Annotated in this window: 9 protein-coding genes; 6 read left to right on the top strand and 3 right to left on the bottom strand. The window is 62.4% G+C overall.

All coding sequences use genetic code 11. The features are described 5' to 3' along the window. The first annotated feature begins 13 nt into the window (after positions 1–13). Positions 14–1,429, top strand: a complete 1,416-nt coding sequence (locus AC0IW7_RS09855; RefSeq protein ID WP_122449841.1) for an acetyl-CoA carboxylase biotin carboxylase subunit — start codon at positions 14–16, stop codon at positions 1,427–1,429. A gap of 11 nt (positions 1,430–1,440) precedes the next feature. Then, entirely contained in the window at positions 1,441–3,252 is a 1,812-nt protein-coding gene (gene oadA, locus AC0IW7_RS09850) for a sodium-extruding oxaloacetate decarboxylase subunit alpha (protein ID WP_471817536.1), read from the top strand. Between the two features lie 259 nt (positions 3,253–3,511). Here the strand turns inward: oadA and AC0IW7_RS09845 are convergent, their stop codons facing one another. Together AC0IW7_RS09845 and AC0IW7_RS09840 are read right to left on the bottom strand one after the other, a co-directional pair. After that, a complete protein-coding gene (locus AC0IW7_RS09845; protein ID WP_471817534.1) occupies positions 3,512–4,492 on the bottom strand; it encodes an asparaginase in 981 nt (326 codons plus the stop codon). A 182-nt stretch (positions 4,493–4,674) separates the two neighbouring features. Further along, positions 4,675–6,123, bottom strand: coding sequence for an alanine/glycine:cation symporter family protein (locus AC0IW7_RS09840; RefSeq protein WP_122492208.1), 1,449 nt, complete (start codon positions 6,121–6,123; stop codon positions 4,675–4,677). 232 nt (positions 6,124–6,355) lie between these two features. Between AC0IW7_RS09840 and AC0IW7_RS09835 the strand changes: the two genes are divergently transcribed. Next, positions 6,356–7,174, top strand: a complete 819-nt coding sequence (locus AC0IW7_RS09835; RefSeq protein ID WP_463550979.1) for an XRE family transcriptional regulator — start codon at positions 6,356–6,358, stop codon at positions 7,172–7,174. A gap of 267 nt (positions 7,175–7,441) precedes the next feature. Here the strand turns inward: AC0IW7_RS09835 and putA are convergent, their stop codons facing one another. Next, positions 7,442–11,383, bottom strand: a complete 3,942-nt coding sequence (gene putA, locus AC0IW7_RS09830) for a trifunctional transcriptional regulator/proline dehydrogenase/L-glutamate gamma-semialdehyde dehydrogenase (RefSeq protein WP_471817533.1) — start codon at positions 11,381–11,383, stop codon at positions 7,442–7,444. Positions 11,384–11,797: 414 nt separating this feature from the next. Between putA and AC0IW7_RS09825 the strand changes: the two genes are divergently transcribed. The 3 genes from AC0IW7_RS09825 (at position 11,798) to AC0IW7_RS09815 (ending at position 15,726) form a co-directional block, all read left to right on the top strand. After that, positions 11,798–12,910 carry a DUF1615 domain-containing protein gene (locus AC0IW7_RS09825; protein ID WP_471817531.1) on the top strand — a complete coding sequence of 371 codons (1,113 nt, stop codon included), beginning with the start codon at positions 11,798–11,800 and terminating at the stop codon, positions 12,908–12,910. 259 nt (positions 12,911–13,169) lie between these two features. Then, a complete protein-coding gene (locus AC0IW7_RS09820; RefSeq protein WP_471817530.1) occupies positions 13,170–15,290 on the top strand; it encodes an ATP-binding protein in 2,121 nt (706 codons plus the stop codon). A 184-nt stretch (positions 15,291–15,474) separates the two neighbouring features. Next, positions 15,475–15,726, top strand: a complete 252-nt coding sequence (locus AC0IW7_RS09815; protein WP_471817529.1) for a BrnA antitoxin family protein — start codon at positions 15,475–15,477, stop codon at positions 15,724–15,726. Positions 15,727–15,752: the final 26 nt, after the last annotated feature.

The following is a 15,752-nucleotide window of genomic DNA, read 5'->3' as shown; positions in this document are numbered from 1 at the left end:
GAGGGCCAGCTCCGTGATCAAGAAAATTCTGATCGCTAACCGTGGCGAGATTGCCGTCCGTATCGTGCGTGCCTGCGCCGAAATGGGCATTCGCTCCGTGGCGATTTATTCCGATGCCGACCGCATGGCCTTGCACGTCAAGCGCGCCGACGAAGCCCACAGCATTGGCGAGGAGCCGCTGGCCGGTTACCTCAACCCGCGCAAGCTGGTGAACCTGGCGGTGGAAACTGGCTGCGATGCGCTGCATCCGGGCTACGGTTTTCTCTCTGAAAACGCCGAGCTGGCCGATATTTGCGCCGAGCGCGGCATCAAGTTCATCGGCCCGTCTGCCGAAGTGATTCGCCGCATGGGCGACAAAACCGAAGCGCGCCGCAGCATGATCAAGGCCGGCGTGCCGGTGACCCCGGGCACCGAAGGCAACGTGGCGGACATTCACGAAGCGCTCACCGAAGGCGACCGCATCGGTTACCCGGTGATGCTCAAGGCCACCTCAGGCGGCGGCGGACGCGGTATTCGCCGCTGCAATAGCCGCGAAGAGCTTGAGCAAGCCTTCCCCCGGGTTATTTCCGAAGCCACCAAGGCATTCGGCTCGGCCGAAGTGTTCCTAGAAAAGTGCATCGTCAATCCCAAGCATATTGAAGCGCAGATTCTCGCCGACAGCTTTGGCAACACCGTGCACCTGTACGAGCGCGACTGCTCAATTCAGCGCCGTAACCAGAAGCTGATTGAAATCGCCCCCAGCCCGCAACTGACGCCCGAACAGCGTGCTTACATCGGCGACCTCGCCGTACGTGCTGCCCAGGCCGTCGGCTACGAAAACGCCGGCACCGTGGAGTTCCTGCTCGCCGAGGGCGAGGTGTACTTCATGGAGATGAACACCCGCGTGCAGGTGGAGCACACCATCACCGAAGAGATCACCGGCATCGACATCGTGCGCGAGCAAATCCGCATCGCCTCGGGCCTGCCGCTTTCGGTGAAGCAGGAAGACATTCAGTACCGCGGTTTCGCCCTGCAATTTCGGATTAACGCCGAAGACCCGAAGAACAACTTCCTGCCCTCGTTCGGCAAGATCACCCGCTACTACGCCCCCGGCGGCCCCGGCGTGCGCACCGACACGGCGATCTACACCGGCTACACCATTCCGCCGTACTACGACTCCATGTGCCTGAAGTTGGTGGTCTGGGCGCTGACCTGGGAAGAGGCCATGGACCGTGGCCTGCGCGCCCTGGACGACATGCGCTTGCAAGGGGTGAAAACCACCGCCGCCTACTACCAGGAAATTCTGCGTAACGCGGAATTTCGCAGCGGCCAATTCAACACCAGTTTCGTCGAAAGCCACCCTGAACTGACCAACTACTCCGTCAAGCGCAAACCCGAAGAGCTGGCCCTGGCTATCGCCGCCGCCATCGCCGCCCACGCAGGCCTGTGAGGAACACATCCATGTCCAAGAAAATCCATGTAACCGACACCATCCTGCGTGACGCCCACCAGTCCCTGCTGGCTACCCGCATGCGCACCGAAGACATGCTGCCCATCTGCGACAAGCTCGACAAAGTCGGCTACTGGTCGCTGGAAGTCTGGGGCGGCGCCACATTTGACGCCTGCGTGCGCTTCCTCAAAGAAGACCCATGGGAGCGCCTGCGCCAACTGCGCGCCGCCTTGCCCAACACGCGCCTGCAAATGCTCCTGCGCGGCCAGAACCTGCTCGGCTACCGCCATTACAGCGACGACGTGGTCAAGGCGTTCGTGGCCAAGGCGGCGGTCAACGGCATCGACGTGTTCCGCATCTTCGACGCCATGAACGACGTGCGTAACCTGCGCGTGGCCATCGAAGCGGTGAAGGCGGCTGGCAAACACGCCCAGGGCACCATCGCCTACACCACCAGCCCGGTGCACACCATCGAGGCGTTCGTGGCCCAAGCCAAACAGATGGAAGCCATGGGCTGCGACTCGGTAGCGATCAAAGACATGGCCGGCCTGCTCACGCCTTACGCCACCGGCGAGTTGGTGAAAGCGCTGAAAGCCGAGCAATCACTGCCGGTGTTTATCCACTCCCATGACACCGCCGGCCTCGCCGCCATGTGCCAATTGAAGGCCATCGAAAACGGTGCCGACCACATCGACACCGCCATCTCCAGCTTCGCCTGGGGCACTAGCCATCCGGGCACCGAGTCGATGGTCGCGGCGCTTAAAAGCAGCGAATACGACACCGGCCTGAACCTGGAACTGCTGCAGGAAATCGGTTTGTACTTCTACGCCGTGCGCAAGAAGTACCACCAGTTCGAAAGCGAATTCACCGCCGTGGACACCCGCGTGCAGGTCAACCAGGTGCCGGGCGGCATGATCTCCAACCTGGCCAACCAGCTCAAAGAGCAGGGCGCGCTGAACCGCATGAACGAAGTGCTGGCCGAGATTCCGCGCGTGCGCAAAGACCTCGGCTACCCGCCGCTGGTGACTCCGACTTCGCAGATTGTCGGCACCCAGGCGTTCTTCAACGTGCTGGCCGGCGAGCGCTACAAAACCATCACCAACGAAGTGAAGCTGTATCTGCAAGGCGGCTACGGCAAGGCGCCGGGCCAGGTTGACGAAAAACTGCGCCGCCAAGCCATCGGCAACGAAGAACTGATCGACGTGCGCCCGGCCGACCTGCTCAAGCCGGAAATGGACAAACTGCGCGCGGAAATCGGTGCGGTGGCCAAGTCGGCAGAAGACGTGCTGACCTACGCCATGTTCCCCGACATCGGCCGCAAATTCCTCGAAGAACGCGCCGCCGGCACCCTGACTCCCGAAGTGCTACTGCCGATTCCCGAAGCCGGCAGCGTGGCCAGCGTGGGCGGCGAAGGCGTGCCGACTGAATTCGTCATCGACGTACACGGCGAAAGCTACCGCGTAGACATCACCGGCGTCGGCGTGAAAACCGACGGCAAGCGCCACTTCTACCTGTCCATCGACGGCATGCCGGAAGAAGTGGTGTTCGAACCGCTGAACGATTTCGTCGGCGGCAGCAGCGGCAGCAAACGCAAAAACGCCAGCGCCCCGGGCGATGTCAGCACCACCATGCCGGGCAATATCGTTGACGTGCTGGTGAAAGAAGGCGACGTGGTTAAAGCCGGCCAGGCCGTGCTGATCACTGAAGCGATGAAAATGGAAACCGAAGTGCAGGCGCCGATTGCTGGCACCGTCAAAGCCATTCACGTGGCCAAGGGCGACCGCGTGAATCCGGGTGAGGTGTTGGTGGAGATCGAGGCTTGATCGGCTAGAAAGAGCACGTCCCATTGGGGGAGCCGAATGGCTCCCCTTTTTTGTGGGGAGGAGAAATTCGAAATTTCACTCCGTCATTCCCGCGCAGGCGGGAATCCAGAATCGTGTAGGAGAACGGAGGTGTCTTCCCAATCACCGCACCTGGATTCCCGCTTTCGCGGGAATGACGGTGTTGGGCAAGAGCCCATGTGCACTCGCTCGACCCTTGTGGAATAGGTCGGCATCCAATTCAGCCTTGAGCTTTGATCGCCTACAAAACCCGCTCCCCACACAAATCCAACCCAAACCACTGCTCCACATCCCGCTGCCCTAACCCCGCCCCCAGCAAGCCAAACAACTTACCCAGCGCCGCCTCCCGCGTCATGCCACCGGCCGATATCAACCCGGTACTCACCAGTGCGCTCCCCGCCGCATACACACCAAACTCCACATGCCCCTGCGGACACTGACTGATCGCCGCCAGCACCACGCCACGCGCGTGCGCAGCCTTGAGCACCGCGAGCAGTTCAGCATTGTCCGAAGGCCCAGTGCCGACGCCATAACATTCGAGCAACAACGCCTGCGCGCCGGTGGCGAGCAGGGCTTCGGCATGGCTGGCGAGTACGCCGGGATACAGCGGCAGCACGGCGATATTCACCGGCTGGCGCTTCACGTCGTACGCCAACAAAGCCGGAAGCGCTCCGGCCCGTTCGCCGACGCGGTGGCGAGGCTGCTCGGTGAAGGCGTCGAACGCCTCGCTGCGCAGTTTGCTCACCCGCGCGCCGTGCATCAGCTTGCCGTTGAAGTACAGGTGCACGCCCGGCTTGGCGCCAGCCTGCAGTGCCTGCATGGCACCGAGCAGATTGCCCCAGGCATCGCTGCCCTCGGCGCCGGCCGGCAGCATGGAGCCGGTGAGCACCACCGGCACGTTCAGGCCCAGCAGCAGGAAACTCAATGCGGCGGCGCTGTAGGCCAGCGTGTCGGTGCCGTGCAGCACCAGCACGCCATCGAAGCCGCCGCCGCTAATGGCTTCGACGATCACGTCGCGCATCGCCAGCCAATTGGCCTGGCTCATGTTGGCGCTGTCCAGCAGCGGCAGCAGTTCGTGGAACTGCCAGTCGATGTCTACGCGCGGCGACAGGGTGCGCAGGTGTTCGCTCATTCGCGCCTCGAAGCCACCGGCCGGAGCCAGCCCTTGAGCGGTTTGCAGCATGCCGATGGTGCCGCCGGTATAGAGCACGAAAAGCTTCATGCCGGATTCCTTTGTTGTTATTGGAAAAGCATCGCGGCTAACGCCGCTCCTACGCTACGCACACTTTGTAGGAGCGGCTTTAGCCGCGATAAGTCGGTCGCAGCATACCGCGCTGAGCCCAGAGACAAGAATGCCGCGCCAGCATCCGCGGGCGCGGCATTGCGTCAAACAGTTACAGCAAATTAGCGGTGGCTGGCAGCCAGGTGACCGTCAACGGCTGCGCTGCTGGCAGCGGCCTGAGGGGTGGTCGGCCAGGCGTCGCGGTCCAGGTCCAGATCAGCGAATTTACGGGCGTCGAACACCGGCGTGGCGACGCCGGCTTTGCGCTGTTCGTCGTAGTCGCGCATTACCCGCAGGCCGACTTTGATCAACATCGCCAGGGCGATCAGGTTGACGAAGGCCAGGCAGGTCATGGTGATGTCGGCAAAGGCGAATACGGTGGTGAGGTTCTGCATCGAACCCCAGCAGATCAGCGCCAATACCAGGCCGCGATAGGTCAGCAAGGCCACACGGCTTTTGCCGAGCAGAAATTGCAGCGCGTTTTCGCCGAGGTAGTAGTTGTAGAGGATGCAGGTGAACACGAACAGGCTCAGTGCCACGCTGACAAAAATGCGGCCCCAATCACCGACCACGGCGGCCAGCGAGTTCTGGGTCAGCACGATGCCGTCGCCTTCAAAGCCTGGGGTATAGAAACCGGAGAGCAGAATAAGCAGAGCGGTGCAGGTGCAGATTACGAAGGTGTCGAGGAACACGCTGAACGCCTGAACCACGCCTTGCGCAACCGGGTGCTCAACGCTGGCAACTGCCGCCACGTTGGGCGCACTGCCCAGGCCGGCTTCGTTGGCGAACACGCCGCGTTTCACGCCCATCACGATCGCGCTGCCCAGCAGGCCGGCGAACGCAGGTTCGAGGCCGAAGGCGCTTTTCACGATGGTGACCAACATGCCGGGCACCAGGTCGATCTGGGTGAAGATCACGTACAAGGTCACGCCGATGTAGGCGAGGGTTTTCACCGGCACCAGCAGGTCGGACACCGAGGCGATGCGCTTGATACCGCCGATGAACACCAGACCCAGCAACACCGCCAGGCCGATGCCGGTGTACTGCACCGGGAAGCCGAAAGCGTTTTGCAGCGAGTGGGTGACGGTGAACGATTGCAGGCCGTTGAAGGCGAAGCCGTAGGTCACCAGCAGCAACACGGCAAACACCATGGCCATCCAGCGCAGCTTGAGGCCGTGTTGAATGTAATAAGCCGGGCCGCCGCGATACAGGCCGTCACCGTCGGAACGCTTGTAGAGCTGCGCCAGGGAGCACTCGAAGAAGCTGCTGGACATGCCGACCAGTGCGGTCACCCACATCCAGAACACCGCGCCGGGGCCGCCGAGGGTCACGGCAATGCCGACACCGGCGATGTTGCCCGCGCCCACGCGGCCGGCGAGGCTGAGCATCAGGGCTTGGAACGAGCTGAGTTGACCGCCGCTGCTGCGCAACGACTGCTTGAACACGCTGAACATGTGGCCGAAATGGCGGAACTGAACGAAGCGCGAGCGAATGGTGAAGTAACTGCCCAGGCCGACGATCAGTACGATCAGCAGCTTGCCGGACAGGAAGTCATTGAGCATTTCAAGCATGGGAGGTTTCCTCGACTCTTATTGTTCGAATGCAGCGGCGGGTTGTGAGCAACCCTGCGCAGTGGAAAAAGGTGCAGCGAAACAGGCACACGTTTCTGGATATTGCGGGCAGCAAAAAACGTGTCGCGCATGGTTGGCCACGGCTTGGCGTGGAGGCAATTTCGCGGGTCGACTCGATGTGGCGCGAGTTGATGCTACAATCGCGCCGCTCGCATCACCGGAGGGCCGCGTTGTGTCGGACAATTTGGGCACCAATCTGAAACTGCTGTGCAGCCACTACCGCTCTATTGCGGAGGTTTGCCGGCTGCTGTCGATTAACCGCGCGCAGTTCAACAAGTACCTCAGCGGGCAAAGCCAGCCGACGAGCTACAACCGCAAACGCATCGGCGATTTCTTCGGCGTTGAAGAGTACGAACTGAGCCTGCCGCCGGAGCAATTTGCTCGTCTGGTCGGCGCCCGCCTGGCCGACAGCCACAACACGCCGGTCAACGATCCGCTGGCCAACCTGCTGCAACCGCTGCGCGAGCACGCCACCAGCCTGTCGCGCTATTGCGGTTACTACTTCGAATACTCCAACTGCATGTCGGTGCCGGGCTCGATCCTGCTGTCGCTGGTGCACCTGCGCGAGGAGCGCGGCACCTTTCTGTTCGAGCGCCAGGAACGCCAAGAGCGCTCGGCCAGCGCCAATGTGCAGGCCGAAGACTGGGTGCGCTGCCGTTATTTGGGCGCCGCGTTTCACCTGCAAGACCGCGTGTTTCTCATCGACTACGAGTCGCTGACGCTCAATGAAATGAGCCAGACCATCCTGATTCCCAGCTACAAAAGCCGCATCACCCGGCTCAACGGTTTGAAAACCGGCGTGTCCAGCGGCGACCGCCGAACGCCAGCCTGCACCAGGGTTGTGTGGGAATACCTGGGCGAAGAAATAAACCGCGTGAGCGCCTATCGCCAGGTGATGCTGTATCGCCCGGATGACCCGCGTATCGACGAAGACATTCGCCAGCGGCTCACGGTGGGGCCGATCAGCAATGGCTTGTTCGAGATCGAATAGGGCAGGGAAACCTAAAATCCCGCACCGGCTGGATAAGCCGGCGCAGGGCACCGAAGTGCTCTAGGGAAAGCGCGCGTCGCTGGGCGGGTAGCCCTCGCAAATGGATGCGCCGCGCGTGACGTCGGCGACGGCTCGGTGAGCGCCGCTTCAGTCAGGGTCAGGCCCTTAGAGCAAAGGCCTGGGTGCGGCCAGAAGGCCGCGGGGTTCACGCGTGAATTTTGCTGAAAGCAGCTTTCGCCTTCCTTTCAGCGCCACCCACTTTTTCACTTAACCAATGGTCATCAACGACGCGTTGCCGCCGGCCGCTGCGGTGTTGATGCTCAGCGCGTGCTCGATCAGCAGGCGTTCCAGCGGAATATCCGTTTCGCCTTTATTCAAGCCGTGCACGCCAACGATGGCGCCTTTGCGCTGCGCTGCCGCTTCGCATACGGCGCGCAGCTGGTCGGAGTCGCCATGGTGCAGGATGGCGTCGAAGCTGGCGTCGCTGGTGCTCCAGTCGCTGACCAGACGGATGCGTTTCTGCACCTCTTTGGGCAAGCCGTTGTACAGCTCTTTGCTCAGCGGCTGTTCCTGCCAGATCACCTGACTGCCCACGGCGAGCGCGGCGGCCAGTTGTACCAGCAAATCGGTGCTGTCTTCTGCCAGGCACAGCACGTGTTCGCGTGGCAGCAAGCTGTAGGTGTTGCGCTCACCGGTCGGGCCAGGCAACACGTGCACGCTGCCGCTTTGCGCCAGCTCGCTGTATTGCTGGTGCAGGGCGACCAGGCTCGGCTCTTTTTGCGCCAGCCATTCGCCAAACACTTGGACGGCTTTGCTCTGCTCGGCCGGGCGCTGTGGTGCGCTGGCAGCCTGGCCGAGTTGCTTGGCCACCGCATCTTGCGGGCGGGTGGAGAGCAGCCGGTACATGTACAGCGGGCCGCCGGCTTTCGGGCCGGTGCCCGACAGGCCTTCACCGCCGAACGGCTGCACGCCCACCACGGCGCCGACGATATTGCGGTTCACATACAGGTTGCCGACCTTGGCGGTGTTCACCACCTGGGCGATGGTCTCGTCGATACGCGTGTGCACGCCCAGCGTCAGGCCATAACCGCTGGCGTTGATCTGTTCGAGCAAGCTGGCGAGGTTGGCGCGCTGGTAGCGAACCACGTGCAGCACCGGGCCGAAGATTTCCCGCTGAAGCTCGCTGAAGCTGTCCAGCTCGATAAGAGTAGGCATCACAAAGGTGCCGCGTTTGATCTCATCACCCTTGGCGCGGGCGGCCTGGAACACCTTGCGGCCCTTCTCACGCATTTTCTCGATATGCGCTTCGATGCCGGCCTTGGCTTCGGCATCGATTACCGGGCCAACGTCGGTGCTCAAGCGCTCCGGGTTGCCCAGGGCGTATTCGGCCATGGCGCCTTTGAGCATATCGATCACGCGATCGGCCACATCTTCCTGTACGCACAGCACGCGCAGGGCCGAGCAGCGCTGCCCGGCGCTGTCGAACGCGGAGCTGACCACATCGACCACCACCTGCTCGGTGAGCGCGGAGGAGTCGACGATCATGGTGTTCAGGCCGCCGGTTTCAGCGATCAGCGGAATGGTGCGGCCTTGCGCATCGAGGCGCCCGGCAATGTTGCGCTGAATAATGCCCGCCACTTCGGTAGAGCCCGTGAACATCACGCCGCGCACGCGCTCATCGGCAATCAGCCGTGCGCCCACGGTTTCACCACGGCCCGGCAGCAACTGCACGGCACCGCCGGGTACACCGGCTTCGAGCAGAATGCGCACGGCTTGCGCGGCGATCAGCGGGGTTTGTTCGGCCGGTTTGGCCAGCACGGTGTTGCCGGCAGCCAGAGCGGCAGCCACCTGACCGGAGAAAATCGCCAGCGGGAAGTTCCACGGGCTGATGCACACCACCGGGCCCAGTGGGCGGTGGCTGTCATTGCTAAAGAAGTCGCGCGCCTGGGCGGCGTAGTAGCGCAGGAAATCCACCGCTTCGCGCACTTCGGCGATGGCGTTGGCGAAGGTCTTGCCGGCCTCGCGAACCAGCAAGCCCATCAGCTGCTGCATCTCGGCTTCCATCTGGTCGGCGGCGCGCTCCAGCACAGCGGCGCGTTCGTCAGGCGTGGTGGCTTGCCAGATCTGCCCGCTGGACACCGCACAAAGAATGGCGCTCTTGATGTCGGCTTCGCTGGCTTCGCTGACGTGGCCGACGGTGTCGCGATGGTCGGACGGGTTTTTCACCGCCTCGGCTTCGCTGGGCGCCGGGGTGTCGCAACCGAGCATCGGCAGCGCCACGTAACGGTTGTTGGTGCTGCTCAGCAGCGCCGACGACAACGAACCCAGGCGGTGTTCGTTGGCCAAGTCGATGCCTTCGGAATTCAGGCGCGCTTCGCCATACAGGGCGCGCGGCAGGGCGATGCGCGGATGCGGCAGGCCCAGGCCACCTTCGGCAGCGGCCATTTGCTCGATCTGCACCACCGGGTCGAGCACCAGCTCTTTAATGGAAATGCTGTGGTCGGCAATACGGTTTACAAACGAGGTGTTCGCGCCGTTTTCCAGCAGGCGGCGAACCAGGTAGGCCAGCAAGGTTTCATGGCTGCCCACCGGCGCGTAGATGCGGCACGGTCGGTTCAGCTTGCCATCGGCCACCTTGCCCACAACCTGCTCGTACAACGGCTCACCCATGCCGTGCAGGCACTGGAACTCGTACTGGCCGGGGTAATAATTCTGCCCGGCAATGGTGTAAATGGCCGATAGCGAATGGGCGTTGTGGGTGGCGAACTGCGGATAAATCGCTTCCGGCACCGCGAGCAGTTTGCGCGCGCAGGCAATGTAGGAAACGTCGGTGTATGGCTTGCGGGTATACACCGGATAGCCTTCCAGGCCGTCGACCTGGGCGCGCTTGATTTCGCTGTCCCAGTAGGCGCCTTTCACCAGACGAATCATCAGGCGATGGCGGCTGCGCTTGGCCAGGTCGATGACGTAATCGATCACATACGGGCAGCGCTTCTGGTACGCCTGAATCACAAAGCCGATGCCGTTCCAGCCGGCCAGGCTTGGGTCGAAACACAGGCGCTCCAGCAGGTCGAGTGACAGTTCGAGGCGGTCGGCTTCTTCGGCGTCGATATTCAGGCCAATGTCGTACTGCTTAGCCAGTTGCGTGAGGCTCAGCAGAATCGGATACAGCTCATCCATCACTCGCTCGTACTGCGCGCGGCTGTAGCGCGGATGCAGCGCCGAGAGCTTGATGGAAATGCCCGGGCCTTCATAAATGCCACGGCCGTGGGAGGCCTTGCCGATGGCGTGAATCGCTTGCTCGTACGAGGCCAGATAGCGCTTGGCATCGGCGTCGGTGAGCGCGGCTTCACCGAGCATGTCGTAGGAATAACGGAAGCCTTTGCTTTCCATGTTGGTGGCGTTGGCCAGTGCTTCGGCGATGGTTTCGCCGGTCACGAACTGCTCACCCATCAGGCGCATGGACATGTCCACGCCCTTGCGAATCAGCGGCTCGCCGCCTTTGCCGATCAGGCGGTTCAGCGACGTGGCCAGGCCGGCTTCGTTGTGCGTGGCCACCAGCTTGCCGGTGATCAGCAAGCCCCACGAAGCGGCGTTGACGAACATCGACGGGCTGTTGCCCAGGTGCTGACTCCAATTGCCGTTGCTGATCTTGTCGCGGATCAGCGCGTCACGGGTGGCCTTGTCCGGAATACGCAGCAGTGCTTCGGCCAGGCACATCAGCGCCACACCTTCCTGTGACGACAGCGAAAACTCCTGCAGCAGACCCTGCACCAGCCCCTGACGACCGCCCGCGCTCTTCTGGTTACGCAGCTTTTCCGCGATGCCCATGGCCAGCTTGTTGGTGGCTTCGGCCTGCTCCTTCGGCAAGCGCGCCTGCTCCAGCAGCATGGCCAGCGCTTCCGGCTCAGGACGGCGATACGCGGAGGTGATGGCGGCGCGCAAAACCGATTGCGGCAGGATGCTTTCGGCGAAATCCAGGAAGCACTGCAAGCCTTGCTCAGTCAGCGCCTCCAGCGGCTCTTCACCCAGCGCGGCAGCGACACCGGACAGCTCTGGCGGCGTCAGACCGCCTTCGACCTGCTCCAGGTAATTGAAGATCGCCTGCTTGATCAGCCAGTGCGGCGTGCGGTCGATCGACTGTGCTGCCAGCTTGAGACGCTCGCGGGTGGCGTCATCAAGTTTTACGCCAAGGGTGGTGGTGGCCATTGGTTTTTTCCTAAAAGTGCGTGCCAGAGAGAGGCAACCGAAGCGCTCGGTCAGGCGGCGCGGTGTGCAAAAATTCAGCGTGGATTAAACCCGCTGGAAGTCAAAGGTGCAACCAGGCGCAACCTTTTTCTCTTAAAGCTGCGTAGGCCTTTGCTGACGCAGTTTGGCGAGGCGTTACCTTTATGCACTCGGGCGGTGCACCTGAGGCATACCGGTGTTTTCAATGCTACAAAACGGATCGTTTTTTCGCCGTTTTGGCGAAAGGTGCAACCCGAGTTCCCGTTGACCAAACCGACGAACGTTCACCGGTCCATCTGCTGCGCACCTCGAAATGAGCGAACCGCTACGCGCGGTGCTTGTCTTCACTGCGGCGCTGCCTATTACTTAACCGACCCACCGCTCAAGGCTTCCTTCATGTTCCGTTTCCCGCCGTTTGCAAACTGGCCCCGTGCTGACTGGCTTCTGCTGCTGGCCGTGCTCGCCCTCACTGGCTGCGGCTCGCGCTCCGTGCAACCCCCGCAACCCAGCCCCAGCGAAATCCAGGCCAAGGTAGTAAAGCTGATGCCCGCCACGGTGAACGACCGGCAGGGCTGGGCGACGGACATTCAGGTGGCGTTCACCACGCAGAAGCTGGACGCCAATAACAGCAACCTCTGCTCGGTGCTGGCGGTAACCGAGCAGGAGTCCACCTATCAGGCGGACCCGCCCGTGCCGGGTCTGGGCAAAATCGCTCGCCAGGAAATCGACCGACGCGCCTCGCGGCTGCATATTCCAGGCTTCGTCGTCAGCGCCGCGCTGCAGCTGAAATCACCCACCGGCAAGAGCTACAGCGAACGTCTGGCCGGCGCCCGCAGCGAACGCCAGCTCAGCGCCATCTTTGACGACTTCATCGACATGGTGCCCCTGGGCGCCCAACTGTTTGGCACCTTCAACCCCGTGCACACCGGCGGGCCGATGCAGGTCAGCATCGCCTTTGCCGAAGAACACGCGCGCGGCTACCCCTATTCCCACACCGGCACCCTGCGCCAGGAAGTGTTCACCCGGCGCGGCGGCATGTACTTCGGCATCGCCCATTTGCTCGGCTACCCGGCCAACTATCCCGAGCCGCTGTACCGCTTCGCCGACTTCAACGCCGGCTGGTACGCCAGCCGCAACGCCGCCTTTCAGCGCGCCGTCAGCCAATTGACCGGCATTGAGCTGGAACTCGATGGCGACTTGCTGGTGGCCGGCTCGCTGCTGCCCAGCTCCACCGAAAAAGCTGTGCGCACGCTCGGCAAACAACTGGGCATCAGCGACACCGCCATCCGCCGCGCGCTGGAAAAAGGCGACAGCCTCGCTTTCGAAGACACCGACCTCTATGCCGACCTGTTCGCCCTCGCCGACAGACGCGCTGGTAAGCCGGTAGCCCGCGCGGTGCTGCCGGGCATTACCCTCAAAAGCCCGAAAATCACCCGCAAGCTCACCACTGCCTGGTTTGCCAAGCGGGTGGATGAGCGGTATCGGAAGTGTTTGACGCGGGCGCGGTAGCACCCGTGATCTGCGCGCGAGTCTCCGGCGTTGGGCGATCGGTCCGCCTGCGAACGGGGGGGGGCAGCCGTTGCGATACCAGCAACGGGCCGTTGTGGGTGACGTGGTTCCCATGTGGGTGTGGATCCGCGATGGTGGTCGCAAAAAGCGAAGCCAACCCGCACCCATTCTTGAAAAGTCAGTGAATTTTCCTCAGCAGTCGCGCTCAAAACCCGCAGTAACTCGTGGGTCTGGTGCAGGTTTTAGGGGTGACAGGACGATGTCGTTTTTGATGGAGAACCATGCATGCGCAGGCTGGGGAGGCGAGATGGCCGAGCGCATTCGTGCGTTCGACTGGTCGAGCACCGGCTTGGGGGCCATCGACACCTGGTCTAAAAGTTTGTGCACCAACGTGCAAATGCTGCTGGCATCCCCCGTGCCGCTGGTAATGCTTTGGGACCAGCCCGGTTACATGATTTACAACGACGCCTACGCCGAATTCGCCGGCGGTCGTCACCCTTATCTGCTCGGTACGCCGGTTGAGTTGGGTTGGCCGGAAGTGGCCGATTTCAACCGCAACATCATGAATGTCTGCCTGGGCGGCGGCACCCTCGAATACCAGAAAAAAGACCTGATTCTGCTGCGCAACGGCCAGCCCGAGGAAGTGTGGCTCGACCTTTACTACAGCCCGGTTTGTGACGACATCGGCCGCCCGGCCGGCGTGCTGGCGATAGTGGTAGAAACCACCGCCCATGTGATTTCCGAGCGCCAGCGCAGCCAAGCCCAGGCGGCGTTTGACGTGGCCAACGAGCGGCTGCAACTGGCCCTTAACGCCGGCGCTTTGTTGGGCTCGTTTGTGTGGGATGTGGCCAACGATCAGCTGTCTGGCGACGAGCGTTTTGCCCGCACCTTTTCCTATCCGCTGGACCAGCCGCTGGACAACCTGCCCATTGCCCTGGCCAACGCGGTGATTCATCCCGACGATTTCCCGCGCGTCGAGCGTTTGGTGCAGTACACCCTCACGCAGGGCGGGCCGTACAACGCCGAGTACCGGATCCGGCGACCCGATGGCGAGTACATCTGGGTGCAGGCCAGCGGCCGTTGCGAGTTCGATGAAGCCGGCAAACCGCAGCGGTTCCCCGGCCTGATTTTCGATATTCATGAACGCAAGGTGGCGGAAGAGTCGCTTCTGCAATTGACCCACACGCTCGAGCAACGCGTGGAAGCGGAGGTGCAGGCGCGGGCCGACGCCGAAGCGCGCTTGCGTCAGGCGCAAAAGCTTGAAGCCATCGGCGGCCTTACCGGCGGCGTGGCCCATGACTTCAATAATCTGCTGCAAGTGATCGCCTCCAACCTGCACCTGCTCGCTCGCCAAGAACCGGACAACGCCAATGTGCAGCGCCGCCTGGGCTCGGCGCTGGCGGCAGTGGAGCGTGGTGCCAAGCTGTCATCGCAGTTGCTGGCCTTTGCACGTCAGCAACCGCTGTCTCCCGCCGTGTACAGCCTCACCAGCCTTTACGATGGCTTGGGCGAGGTGTTGCAGCGGGCGCTGGGCGAAATGATTCAAGTGGACCTGCAACTGGTCGACGAGCCGTGGAGCGTGCACGTTGACCGCAACCAGTTGGAAAACGCGTTGCTCAACCTGGCCCTGAACGCGCGCGATGCCATGCAGGGCGAAGGCACCATCCGCATTCATGCCGACAACGTGGCGCTCGACCAGGCCTATTGCCAAGGCAAGGAAATCAGCCCCGGCGATTACGTGCATCTGTCGATCAGCGACAGTGGCAGCGGCATGAGCCCCGATGTGCTCGGTCACGCCTTCGACCCGTTCTTCACTACCAAACCCAATGGCCACGGCACCGGCCTGGGCTTGAGCATGGTGTTCGGCTTCGTCAAACAAAGCGGCGGTCACATCGATATGACCAGCGAGCTGGGGCAGGGCACCACGGTGCACTTGTACTTTCCGCGCAGCACGCTGAGCGAAAACGTCGAACCCGCCGCCGCGCGTGCTGAGCCCAGCAGTGCCGGTGGCGAAGTGATTCTGGTGGTAGAAGACAATCCCGACGTGCGCTGCACCGTGGATGAACTGCTGCAACAACTGGGCTACACCGTGCTGCTGGCCGCCAACGGCGACGCAGCCATGGACGTGCTGCAAAGCGGCGCGTCGGTGGACCTGATTTTCACCGACGTGGTAATGCCTGGCACCCTGAAAAGCGCGGATCTTGCCGCCTGGGCCAAGCTTCAGGAGCCGGCGATTCCGGTGGTTTTCACCTCCGGCCACACGCGCGACATTCTTTCGCGCAACCACCAGCTAACCCCGGATATTCATCTGCTCAGCAAGCCCTACGGCCCGCAGGCGTTGATGGACATGCTGCAAATGGTGCTCAGCAAAGCGGCCTGAACCGCGGGCTTGACGCTTCGCGAGCCTGACCCATTTCACATTTCGGCATGTAACTGGTCGATCCGGGTGAACTGATTGCAGAAAGGGTGAGTCCCAGTCCGTGTGTACAGAATTCTGGACCAACGTTGTGGAAAGAAGATTTGCAGCGACCCGGCCGGGAGCGCCGGTAAGCAGAGGGAAACCAATGAGAGAACTACAAAGCACCGATGAACTGCTCGAAGAGCTCTTCGGCGACCCCCAAGCCGCTGCCGCAGCGGCCCGCGCGCGCATGGCCAAGCCGGCGCAGCGCCATGAACCGGAAGATGTGCAACTGCAACTCGACCCTGCCGTGCTCAGAGCCTTCCGCGCCGCTGGCGGCGACTGGCAACAGCGCATCAACCTGGCGCTCAGCACTTGGTTGGTCGAGAACGATCCGAAGCAGATGCACAGCGCTTAAGCGCAGCGTTCAGAAAAAAAACGGAG

It is taken from the genome of Pseudomonas sp. AC229 (genome assembly GCF_979254655.1).
This window is presented reverse-complemented; position numbering and strand designations above follow the sequence as displayed.

Excerpts from the sequence above, each read along its gene's own strand:
- AC0IW7_RS09825 (WP_471817531.1), top strand. The coding sequence starts at position 11,798 with ATGTTCCGTTTCCCGCCGTTTGCAAACTGGCCCCGTGCTGACTGGCTT.
- AC0IW7_RS09840 (WP_122492208.1), bottom strand. The coding sequence starts at position 6,123 with ATGCTTGAAATGCTCAATGACTTCCTGTCCGGCAAGCTGCTGATCGTA.
- AC0IW7_RS09820 (WP_471817530.1), top strand. The coding sequence starts at position 13,170 with ATGTCGTTTTTGATGGAGAACCATGCATGCGCAGGCTGGGGAGGCGAG.
- AC0IW7_RS09845 (WP_471817534.1), bottom strand. The coding sequence starts at position 4,492 with ATGAAGCTTTTCGTGCTCTATACCGGCGGCACCATCGGCATGCTGCAA.
- AC0IW7_RS09815 (WP_471817529.1), top strand. The coding sequence starts at position 15,475 with ATGAGAGAACTACAAAGCACCGATGAACTGCTCGAAGAGCTCTTCGGC.
- oadA (WP_471817536.1), top strand. The coding sequence starts at position 1,441 with ATGTCCAAGAAAATCCATGTAACCGACACCATCCTGCGTGACGCCCAC.
- putA (WP_471817533.1), bottom strand. The coding sequence starts at position 11,383 with ATGGCCACCACCACCCTTGGCGTAAAACTTGATGACGCCACCCGCGAG.